We start from the raw sequence: 11,405 nt of genomic DNA, 5'->3' as shown, positions 1-11,405 counted from the left end.
GGCTGAGATTTCCCCGAGCCGGGGAAATCTCAGCCCGGCCGGCGTTCGAGGACATCCTGTCGAGGGTCCAGGGGGCGGGATCCCCCTGGTTTCGGGAACGGGCGGGATTGGGGAAGGCCCCGCAGGGACCGCCCCGGCCCCCGCCCGACTCAGGCCGTCAGACGCGCAACAGCCTCCGCCACCGTCAGCTCCTCGCGCTCCCCCGTCCGGCGGTCCTTCAGCTCCACGACGCCCTCGGCGGAGCGGCGGCCCGCGACCAGGATGGTCGGGACGCCGATCAGCTCGGCGTCGGTGAACTTCACGCCGGGCGAGACACCCGCACGGTCGTCGACGAGGACCCGCACACCCGCCGCGTTCAGCTGCTCGGAGACGTCGAGGGCGAGCTCCGTCTGGAGCGTCTTGCCCGCGGCCACCACGTGGACGTCGGCGGGGGCGATCTCCTTGGGCCAGCACAGGCCCTTGTCGTCCGCCGTCTGCTCGGCGAGCGCCGCCACCGCGCGCGAGACGCCGATGCCGTACGAGCCCATGGTCACGCGGACCGGCTTGCCCTGCTGGCCGAGCACGTCCAGCTGGAAGGCGTCGGCGAACTTGCGGCCGAGCTGGAAGATGTGACCGATCTCGATGGCGCGGTCCAGCTTCAGGCCGGTGCCGCACTTGGGGCAGGGGTCGCCCTCCTCGACGACCACGACGTCCAGGTAGTCGTCCACCTCGAAGTCACGGCCCGCGACGACGTTCTTCGCGTGCGTGTTGATCTTGTTGGCGCCGGTGATCCAGGCCGTGCCCGGCGCGACCCGCGGGTCGGCGATGTAGCGGACCTTCTCCAGGCCCTGCGGACCGACGTAGCCGCGTACGAGATCGTCGCGGCCCACGAAGTCCTCCGCCGTCACCAGTTCCACGACGGCGGGCGACAGGTGCTCGCCGAGCTTGCCGAGGTCGACCTCACGGTCGCCGGGGACGCCCACGGCGACGATCTCGCCGTCGACCTTGACCAGGAGGTTCTTCAGCGTCGCGGAGGCGGGCACACCGAGGTGGGCCGCGAGCGTCTCGATGGTCGGGGTGTCGGGGGTGTCCAGGTCCTCGACGGGACCGTGCGCCGAACCGTCCACCGCCGTGGCGACGAAGGAGACGGCCTCCGTGTTGGCCGCGTAGTCGCACGCGGGGCAGTCCACGAACGTGTCCTCACCGGCCGGCGCGGGCGCCAGGAACTCCTCGGAGGCCGAGCCGCCCATCGCGCCGGAGACGGCGGAGACGATGCGGTGGTCGAGGCCGAGACGCTCGAAGATCTTGATGTACGCGGCGCGGTGCAGGGCGTACGACTCGGCGAGGCCCTCGTCCGTCGTGTCGAAGGAGTACGAGTCCTTCATCTGGAACTCGCGGCCGCGGAGCACACCGGCGCGGGGGCGGGCCTCGTCGCGGTACTTCGTCTGGATCTGGTAGAGCACGACCGGCAGGTCCTTGTAGGACGAGCACTGGTCCTTGACGATCTGGGTGAAGATCTCCTCGTGCGTGGGACCGAGGAGGTAGTCGGCGCCCTTGCGGTCCTTGAGGCGGAAGAGCAGGTCGCCGTACTCGTCGTAGCGGCCCGTCGCGTCGTACGACTCCTTGGGCAGCAGCGCGGGCAGGAGGACTTCCTGGGCGCCGATGGCGTCCATCTCCTCGCGCACGACGTTGGTGATGTTCTCCAGGACCTTCTTGCCCAGCGGCAGCCAGGACCAGATGCCGGCGGCGGTGCGGCGAACGTATCCGGCCCGGACGAGCAGCTTGTGGTTGAGCGTCTCTGCGTCCGCCGGGTCGTCGCGCAGTGTCTTGATCATCAAGCGGGACATGCGCTGGACCTGGGCCATGGTGAACTCCTGCGGGATGGGGGTCCCCCCTGCTCGAGCGGAGCCGAGAGCTTGGGGGAGGGTGATGTCAGGAGGTTAGCCGGGGGCCCGGCGCGGGCGGAAATCGGTTAGGTGCCGGGACGCCTCAGCGGCAGGGGCGCGCCCATCACCGCGTACGGCTTCTGGGCGCTGGGGAACTGGACGTTGCGGGCCAGGTCGGTGTACCCGAGGGAGCGGTAGAGGCCCCGCGCGGGGCTCTCGACGTCGATCGCGGAGAGGATCGAACGGGGCTGGTCGACGTCGTCCGTGATGGTGGTGATGAGCGTGCGGCCGATCCCGCGGTTCTGGTGGCCCGGCTGCACATGGAGCTCGGTGATCACGAAGGAGTCGTCGAGCCAGTCCTCCATGCCGCGTACGCGCAGATACGGCTCGACGACCGTGGACCACCAGTGGCCGCGGTCGTTGGGCATCCCGTAGACGAAGGCGACGAGCCGCCCCTCGGGGGTGGTGGCGCCGAGCGCGCGGGCACCGGGATAGGTGATGTGCCGCAGCACGATCTGCCGCCGTACGGTCACCTCGTCGTCGCTGAGCCCGAAGGCGTGGGCCTGCACCCGCAGCGCTTCGTCCACGTGCGTGGCGAGGTCCAGCGGCCCGATCACGACGTCGTCAGTCATGCGCCGAACTTTAACTCGCGCAGGGGGGTGCGTGAGGAGTGCGCCGTGAGACGCGGGGGAGCTAGAACAGGACGCTCATGAACGCCCCGACCTCCTGGAAGCCCACCCGCCGGTACGCCGCCCTGGCCGCGGTGTTGAAGTCGTTGACGTAGAGGCTGACCACGGGGGCGACGTCCGCGAGGGCGTAGCGCAGGACGGCCGCCATGCCCGGTGCCGCGTAGCCCTGGCCCCGGTACTCGGGGGCCACCCAGACGCCCTGGACCTGGCAGGCCAGTGCCGTGGCCGCGCCGATCTCGGCCTTGAAGATGACCTTGCCGTCGCGGTCCAGGCGCGCGAACGAGCGCCCTGTGCCGACGAGTTCGGCGACCCGCGCCTGGTAGAGCAGTCCGCCGTCGCCGGCGAGCGGCGAGATGCCGACCTCCTCGGTGAACATCGCCACGCACGCGGGCATGATCGTCTCCATCTCGTCCTTGCGGACGCGACGGACGTAGGGGTCGGGGGTGATGTCCTGCGGAAGCCGGTCGGTGACCATCAGGGGCTGCTGGGCGCGGACCTCGCGGGCGGGGCCCCAGGAGGGTTCGAGCAGCCGCCAGAGCTGGGCGGTGGGCTCGGCCGGGCCGACGATGGAGGAGCAGCGGCGGCCTGCCCTGCGGGCGCGGTCCGCGAAGGCGCGGACCGCTCGGGGGGTCGCGCAGATGGGGACGAGGTTGGCGCCCGCGTAGCAGAGGGACTCCAGCATTCCGTCCTGGTACCAGCCCCACATCTCGCCGCCGAGCCGCCACGGGTCGAGGCCCGCGACGCGGACCCGCGAGGTCACGAAGGCGTTGGCCACCGGCTCGCGGTCGAGAACGGCGAGCGCGGCGTCCAGGTCACTCGGTTCGAGGACCCTGGTGGTGGTCTGAGTCAACACGTGCGGGGGCCTCACCATACGGTCTGCTGATCTCCGCACTGTACCTGGCGGGGGCGCCTTGTGCGGGGGGTGCCTTTTGTCCCTTGGGGTTTCTCGCCGTGGGCGGGTGCTGCCCGGTGGGGGCGGAGCCTTTCGCCGCTTCGCGGCGTGGTTTCCCGCCCACCCACCCGATTGCCCCGGAGTGCGTCACCAGATGCACGTGGGCCCCGCCACCGGATCGGTGGCGGGGCCCACGTGACGGGAAAGTCAGCCCGCGACAGCGACCGTCGGCTCCCCGGAGGGGATTCCGTCCTTCTCCATCTGTTCGGCGATCTTCATGGCCTCTTCGATGAGGGTCTCCACGATCTTCGACTCGGGGACGGTCTTGATGACCTCACCCTTGACGAAGATCTGCCCCTTGCCGTTGCCGGACGCGACGCCGAGGTCGGCCTCGCGGGCCTCGCCGGGGCCGTTCACGACACAGCCCATGACGGCGACGCGGAGGGGCACCTCCATGCCGTCCAGGCCCGCGGTGACCTCTTCGGCCAGCTTGTACACATCGACCTGCGCCCGCCCGCAGGACGGGCAGGAGACGATCTCCAGGCGGCGCGGCTTGAGATTGAGCGACTCCAGGATCTGCAGACCGACCTTGATCTCCTCCACCGGCGGCGCCGAGAGGGAGACCCGGATGGTGTCGCCGATCCCCTCGGAGAGCAGCGCGCCGAAGGCCACCGCCGACTTGATCGTGCCCTGGAACGCCGGTCCGGCCTCGGTCACGCCGAGGTGCAGCGGGTAGTCGCAGGCCGCGGCCAGCTGCCGGTAGGCGTTGACCATGACCACCGGGTCGTTGTGCTTGACCGAGATCTTGATGTCCCGGAAACCGTGCTCCTCGAAGAGCGACGCCTCCCACAGCGCCGACTCGACCAGCGCCTCCGGAGTGGCCTTGCCGTACTTCTTGAGAAGACGCGCGTCCAGCGAGCCCGCGTTCACCCCGATACGGATCGGCGTGCCCGCGTCGTTCGCGGCCCGCGCGATCTCCTTGACCTTGTCGTCGAACTGCTTGATGTTGCCCGGATTCACACGGACCGCGGCACACCCGGCGTCGATCGCCGCGAACACGTACTTCGGCTGGAAGTGAATGTCCGCGATCACCGGGATCTGCGACTTGCGCGCGATCGTCGACAACGCGTCCGCGTCATCCTGCGTCGGACACGCCACCCGCACGATCTGACAGCCCGACGCGGTCAGTTCGGCGATCTGCTGCAGCGTCGCGCCGATGTCGGACGTACGCGTCGTCGTCATCGACTGCACCGACACGGGTGCGTCGCCGCCGACGGCGACCGTACCGACCTGGATCTTGCGGCTGACCCGGCGGTCGGCGAGCTTGGTCGGTACGGACGGGATTCCGAGAGAAACGGCAGTCATCTGGCGTGCATCCCCAAGGTGTGGATCAAGGTCCCGAGTTCGGCGGGCTCCAGGCTTCGAGATTACGGCACCCCACAGGGCCCGAGCACATCCCGCCCCCAAGTCCACCCAATGGTGGGCGACCGGACACATAGAGTGGCCGGTCGCCACGAACTTCACCGGGGGCCCGGGGGGTCACCCCCGGAAACATGCAGCATCAGGAGATTCTCACGGGGTTAACGACATCCGCGATGAGGACGAGGATCGTGAAGCAGATGAAGATCCCGGCCACCACGTAGGCGACGGGCATCAGCTTCGCGACGTCGAAGGGGCCCGGGTCGGGCCGCTTCAGGAGCTTGGCGGCCTTGCGGCGGACGGACTCCCACAGGGCCCCGGCGATGTGGCCGCCGTCCAGCGGCAGCAGCGGCAGCATGTTGAACAGGAACAGCGAGAGGTTGAAGCCCGCCACCAGGAACAGCATCATCGCGACCTGGTTCTCCGGCGGGATGTCCAGCGTGAAGACCTCGCCGCCCACGCGGGCCGCGCCGACGACGCCCATCGGGGAGTCCTGCTTGCGGTCGCCGTCGCCGAAGGCCGCGTCCCACAGGTCGGGGATCTTGGACGGCAGGGCGATGAGCGACTCGACGCCGTTCTCCATCATGTCGCCCATGCGCTCCACGGAGTCGCCGAAGCCCTGCTGGACGATGCCGGTGGCGGGGGTGAAGCCGAGGAAGCCCGCGGTGACGTACTTGCCCTCCACATAGCCTCCCTCACCGTCGGTCTTGCTGACCTGGTTCTTGATGAGGTTGGCGTGCAGCTCCACGCGCTTGCCGTCGCGCTCGACCGTGATGGTGGCCGGGCCGATCGTCTCGCGGATCTTCCCCTGGAGCGCGGACCAGTCGTCGACGGGCTGTCCCTGGAAGGCGACGATCTTGTCGCCGAGCTTCAGTCCGGCGGCCTTGGCGGGGGCGACGGTGTCGCCCTTCTCGCACTTGGTGCGGTTCTCGCTCTGCTGGATGACGCAGTCGGAGACCTTGCCGACGGACGTCGTCTGGGTGCTGATGCCGAACGTCATCATCACGCCGAGGAAGATCGCCACAGCGAGGATCAGGTTCATGAACGGGCCCGCGAACATCACGATCACGCGCTTCCACGGCTTGCGCGTGTAGAAGAGCCGCGTCTCGTCGCCGGGCTTGAGCTCCTCGAAGGCGGCCGACCGCGCGTCCTCGATCATGCCGCGCCACGGGGAGGTGGACCGCGCCTCCAGGCGGCCGTCAGGGCCCGGCGGGAACATGCCGATCATGCGGATGTATCCGCCGAGGGGGATGGCCTTGATGCCGTACTCGGTGTCGCCCTTCTTGCGCGAGAAGATCGTCGGGCCGAAGCCGACCATGTACTGCGGCACGCGGATGCCGAACAGCTTGGCGGTCGAGAGGTGGCCCAGCTCGTGCCAGGCGATCGAGAACAGCAGCCCGACCGCGAAGACGACTATGCCGAGGATCATCATCAAGGTCGTCATGCGCGAGCCTCCGCGGTCGCTTTCGCCGTCAGTTCACGGGCCCGGGCGCGCGCCCAGGTCTCCGCTTCGAGGACGTCCGCGACGGTCAGGGAAGTTCCCGCGGACGGTGTGCCGTGTTCGGCGACGACCTTCGTGACGGTCTCCATGATCCCGTTGAAGGGCAGGGCGCCGTTCAAGAACGCGTCCACGCACTCCTCGTTGGCGGCATTGAACACCGCCGGGGCCGTGCCCGCGAGCTTCCCCACGTGCCGGGCGAGCCCGACCGACGGAAACGCGTCGTTGTCGAGGGGGAAGAACTCCCAGCTCGATGCCTTGGTCCAGTCGAAGGCGGGCGCGGCGTCCGGCACCCGCTCGGGCCAGCCGATGCCGATGGCGATCGGGCCGCGCATGTCGGGCGGCGTGGCCTGGGCCAGCGTCGATCCGTCGGTGAACTCGACCATGGAGTGCACGTAGGACTGCGGGTGGACGACGACCTCGATGCGCTCGAAGGGGATGTCGTAGAGGAGGTGCGCCTCGATGACTTCCAGGCCCTTGTTGACGAGCGTCGCGGAGTTGACGGTGATGACCGGGCCCATGGCCCAGGTGGGGTGCGCGAGCGCGTCCTTGGGCGTCACGTTCGCCAGGTCGGCCTTCGTGCGTCCCCGGAACGGGCCGCCGGAGGCCGTGACGACCAGCTTGCGCACGTCGGCGCGGGTGCCGGAGGCAAGCGCCTGGAAGAGCGCGGCGTGCTCGGAGTCGACGGGGATGATCTGCCCCGGCTTGGCGAGGGCCTTCACCAGGGGTCCGCCGACGATCAGCGACTCCTTGTTGGCGAGCGCGAGGGTGCGGCCCGCTTCGAGCGCGGCGAGCGTCGGCGCGAGCCCGATGGATCCGGTGATGCCGTTCAGGACGGTGTGGCACGGCGACGCGGCGACCTGGGTGGCCGCCTCGGGTCCGGCGAGAATCTCGGGCAGCGGCTCGCTGCCGTACTGCCCCTTGAGCGCCTCGCGCAGTGCCGGTACGACGTCCTCGCGGGCCACGGCCACGGTCCGTACCCGCAGCTGCCTGGCCTGTTCGGCGAGCAGTCCGACGCGGCCGCCGGCGGCGGAGAGCGCGGTGACGCGGAAGCGGCCGGGGTTGCGCCGGACGAGATCGATGGCCTGGGTGCCGATCGATCCCGTCGAGCCGAGGATGACGATGTCCCGAGGACCGTCCGTCACGACGGGGTCGAAGACGAGATGCGGATCGGCGAGGGGGGCTGGACTGTCGCTCATCCCCCCATTCTTGCCTGGGCGGCGGTGTGAGGAGACACTGCGCCCCGATCCGGTGGGCCGCAATCGTGTTCCGGGGCGCTCCCGCGGGAGGGAACGCCCCGGAAAGGGTGTCAGCGGATCGGGCGGTGGACGTTCTCCCGTTGGGTGGGCCCGGGTGTCGCGTCCGCGATCCAGGGGCCTTCGCCGCTGGGGTCGACGACGCCCGCCTCCAGCCAGGTGTACATGCCGTTCAGGACGCCCTTGACCACCTTGCGGTCGACGCCGTCCGTGTTGGTCCACAGGCGGTCGAACAGCTCGTCGACGCGGATGCGGGACTGGCGGCAGAACGTGTCGGCCAGCTGGTAGGCCTCGCGGCCGTGGTCCTCCGTCGTCCGCAGGAGCTCGGCGCGTACGCACGCCGCGCTCATCGCGAAGAGTTCGGCGCCGATGTCGACCACGCGGCCCAGGAAGCCCTGCTTGGTCTCCATCTTTCCCTGCCAGCGCGACATCGCGTAGAAGGTCGAGCGGGCCAGCTTGCGGGCGTTGCGCTCGACGTAGCGCAGGTGCGGGGAGAGGTCCGCGTGGCCGCTGGGGTGGAACTCGCCGTACGAGCTCGGGAGTTGCCCCGGCCCTGCGACCAGTTTCGGCAGCCAGCGTGCGTAGAAGCCGCCTGCCTTCGCGCCCGCCCTCGCCTTGTCGGTCAGGGACTTGTCCGGGTCGATCAGGTCACCCGCCACCTTCAGGTGCGCGTCCACCGCCTCACGGGCGATGAGCAGGTGCATGATCTCCGTCGAGCCCTCGAAGATGCGGTTGATGCGCAGGTCGCGCAGGACCTGTTCGGCCGGGACCGCTCGTTCGCCGCGGGCCGCGAGGGACTCGGCGGTCTCGAAGCCGCGGCCGCCGCGGATCTGCACCAGCTCGTCCGCCATCAGACAGCCCATCTCGGAGCCGTACAGCTTGGCGAGGGCCGCCTCGATGCGGATGTCGTTGCGGTCCTCGTCGGCCATCTGGGACGAGAGGTCGAGTACGGCCTCCAGGGCGAAGGTCGTCGCCGCGATGAAGGAGATCTTCGCGCCGACCGCCTCGTGCAGCGCGACCGGCTTGCCCCACTGCTCGCGCGCGCCCGACCACTCACGGGCGATCTTCAGGCACCACTTGCCCGCGCCGACGCACATCGCGGGCAGCGAGAGGCGGCCGGTGTTGAGGGTCGTCAGGGCGATCTTCAGGCCCGCACCCTCCGGGCCGATGCGGTGCGCGGCCGGGACGCGGACCTGGTGGAAGCGGGTGACGCCGTTCTCCAGGCCGCGCAGGCCCATGAAGGCGTTGCGGTTCTCGACCGTGATGCCCTCGGCCGCGGCCTCCACCACGAAGGCCGTGATGCCGCCCTTGTGGCCCTCGGACTTCGGCACGCGTGCCATGACGACCAGGAGGTCGGCGACGACGCCGTTCGTGGTCCACAGCTTCACGCCGTCCAGGACGTACGAGTCGCCGTCCGGCACCGCCGTGGTGGCCAGGCGCGCGGGGTCGGAGCCGACGTCCGGCTCGGTCAGGAGGAACGCGCTGATGTCCGTGCGGGCGCAGCGCGGCAGGAACTCGTCCTTCTGCTCCTGGGTGCCGAACTGCTTGAGCGGCTGCGGGACGCCGATCGACTGGTGCGCGGAGAGCAGCGCGCCGATGGACGGGTTCGCGGAGCCGACGAGGGCAAGCGCCTTGTTGTAGTACACCTGCGTGAGGCCCAGCCCGCCGTACTTCGTGTCGATCTTCATGCCGAGCGCGCCGAGCTCCTTGAGCCCGTTGATGACCTCGTCGGGGATCTTCGCCTCGCGCTCGATGCGGGCCGAGTCGATCTTCGTCTCGCAGAAGTCGTGGAGTTTGGCGAGAAACTCCTCGCCGCGCCGGGCGTCCTCGTCGGCGGGCATCGGATGCGGGTGGATCAGGTCGAGCCGGAAGCGGCCGAGGAAGAGTTCCTTGGCGAAACTGGGCTTGCGCCAGTCCTGTTCGCGGGCGGCCTCGGCGACCTGCCGGGCCTCGCGTTCGCTGACGGACGCCCCGGGAAGGGGTGTGGGTTGTGCGGGCATTGAGGAGCTCACCTCGCCGCGGAGTGGGGCCGATCGGCTCCGATTGACCCGATCTTGACCCGGTCGGTTACTGACTGGTGCTACTCGATCGTATGGATCGTATGTACCCGATTCGTCCCGCGCCCACCAGTCCTCGCGCAGCGTTCGGCCGCACCGGAACCGGACCGCGTCCCGCGCACGAGAACGGCCGGAGCCCCCGCACAGTGGGCTCCGGCCGTCCGGTTCGAGGCTGGCGTGCTTACAGGGCGAGGCCCGTCATCACCATGACCCGCTCGTACGTGTAGTCGTCCATCGCGAAGCGGACGCCCTCGCGGCCCACGCCGGACTGCTTGACGCCGCCGTACGGCATCTGGTCGGCGCGGTAGGAGGGGGCGTCGCCGATGACCACGCCGCCGACCTCCAGGTCGCGGTGCGCGCGGAAGGCGGTCTGCAGGTCGTGCGTGAAGACGCCCGCCTGGAGGCCGTACTTGGAGTCGTTGACGGCGGCGAACGCCTCCGCCTCGCCGTCCACCTTCTTGATCGTGAGGACCGGTCCGAAGACCTCCTCGACGGCGATGGTGACGTCGGCGGGTACGTCGGCGAGCACGGTCGGCGCGTACGAGGCGCCGTCACGCTTGCCGCCGGCAAGGAGCTGCGCGCCCGCCTGGACGGCCTCGTCGACCCAGGACTCGACGCGCTTGGCGGCGTCCTCGTTGACGAGCGGGCCGACGTCGGTCTTCGGGTCGGACGGGTCGCCGGTGACCTGGGCCTCGATGGCCGCCAGGACGCGCGGCACGAGCCGGTCGTACACGGAGGCGTCGGCGATGACGCGCTGCACCGAGATGCAGGACTGGCCGCCCTGGTAGTTGGAGAACGTCGCGATGCGCGAGGCCGCCCAGTCCAGGTCCTCGTCGGAGGAGAAGTCGGCGAGGACGACGGCGGCGCCGTTTCCGCCGAGCTCCAGGGTGCAGTGCTTGCGCGGCACCGAGTCCAGGATCGCGTAGCCGACCTTCTCGGAGCCGGTGAAGGAGATGACGGGGAGGCGCTCGTCCTGGACGAGGGCGGGCATCTTCTCGTTCGCGACCGGCAGGACCGACCAGGACCCGGCGGGCAGGTCGGTCTCGGCGAGCAGCTCGCCGATGAGGAGACCGGAGAGCGGGGTCGCGGGCGCCGGCTTGAGGATGATCGGCGTGCCGGACGCGATGGCCGGGGCGATCTTGTGGGCGCAGAGGTTCAGCGGGAAGTTGAACGGCGCGATGCCCAGGACGACACCCTTGGGGAAGCGGCGGGTGAAGGCGAGACGCCCCTGGCCACCGGCGTCCGTGTCGAGACGCTGGGCCTCGCCGCCGTTGAACCTGCGGGCCTCCTCGGAGGCGAACCGGAAGACGGAGACGGCACGGCCGACCTCGCCGCGGGCCCACTTGATCGGCTTGCCGTTCTCGGCGGAGATGAGCTGGGCGATCTCTTCCGTCCGCTCGACGAGCCGGCGGCTCACGTGGTCGAGGGCGGCGGCCCGCACGTGCGCCGGGGTCGCGGCGAACTCGTCGCGCACGGCGTACGCGGCGGCGACGGCCTCCTCGACCTGGGCGTCGGTCGGGACGGCCGCCTTGCCGACGATCCGCCCGTCCCAGGGCGAGGTGACGTCGAGAGTGGTCTCACCGGTGGTCTGGCGACCGGCGAGCCAGAAGGCGTGGATGGAAGTCATGTCGATTCCCGGCCCTTCCGCGAAGGTGTGTCTTGGGGGGTACGTTCCCCACCGTAGGGGCGGCGGGGGCGGCGGTCGTTTGTCCGACGCGGAGTACTGCCG

Annotated in this window: 8 protein-coding genes; all 8 read right to left on the bottom strand. The window is 70.0% G+C overall.

What is annotated here, in order from left to right:
- Positions 1 to 149 precede the first annotated feature (149 nt).
- A complete protein-coding gene (locus tag ACWFRU_RS32120; RefSeq protein ID WP_453691599.1) occupies positions 150 to 1,844 on the bottom strand; it encodes a proline--tRNA ligase in 1,695 nt (564 codons plus the stop codon).
- 107 nt (positions 1,845 to 1,951) lie between these two features.
- The gene (locus ACWFRU_RS32115; RefSeq protein WP_453691597.1) at positions 1,952 to 2,497 is read right to left on the bottom strand and encodes a GNAT family N-acetyltransferase; all 546 of its coding nucleotides are present in this window, start codon (positions 2,495 to 2,497) and stop codon (positions 1,952 to 1,954) included.
- 61 nt (positions 2,498 to 2,558) lie between these two features.
- Positions 2,559 to 3,407 (bottom strand): GNAT family N-acetyltransferase, encoded by an 849-nt coding sequence (locus tag ACWFRU_RS32110; RefSeq protein WP_453691596.1) that lies wholly within the window; start codon positions 3,405 to 3,407, stop codon positions 2,559 to 2,561.
- 246 nt (positions 3,408 to 3,653) lie between these two features.
- A complete protein-coding gene (gene ispG / locus ACWFRU_RS32105; RefSeq protein WP_453691595.1) occupies positions 3,654 to 4,811 on the bottom strand; it encodes a flavodoxin-dependent (E)-4-hydroxy-3-methylbut-2-enyl-diphosphate synthase in 1,158 nt (385 codons plus the stop codon).
- A gap of 196 nt (positions 4,812 to 5,007) precedes the next feature.
- Complete coding sequence (locus tag ACWFRU_RS32100) at positions 5,008 to 6,309, bottom strand: M50 family metallopeptidase (protein ID WP_453691593.1); 1,302 nt, start codon at positions 6,307 to 6,309, stop codon at positions 5,008 to 5,010.
- A complete protein-coding gene (gene dxr, locus ACWFRU_RS32095; protein WP_453691592.1) occupies positions 6,306 to 7,562 on the bottom strand; it encodes a 1-deoxy-D-xylulose-5-phosphate reductoisomerase in 1,257 nt (418 codons plus the stop codon). Before dxr ends, ACWFRU_RS32100 begins: the two co-directional genes overlap by 4 nt.
- 110 nt (positions 7,563 to 7,672) lie before the next feature.
- Complete coding sequence (locus tag ACWFRU_RS32090; RefSeq protein ID WP_453691591.1) at positions 7,673 to 9,619, bottom strand: acyl-CoA dehydrogenase family protein; 1,947 nt, start codon at positions 9,617 to 9,619, stop codon at positions 7,673 to 7,675.
- Positions 9,620 to 9,857: 238 nt separating this feature from the next.
- A complete protein-coding gene (locus ACWFRU_RS32085) occupies positions 9,858 to 11,303 on the bottom strand; it encodes an aldehyde dehydrogenase family protein (RefSeq protein WP_453691589.1) in 1,446 nt (481 codons plus the stop codon).
- Between the last annotated feature and the right edge of the window lie 102 nt (positions 11,304 to 11,405).

This window comes from Streptomyces sp. NPDC055099 (assembly GCF_053607685.1).
This window is presented reverse-complemented; position numbering and strand designations above follow the sequence as displayed.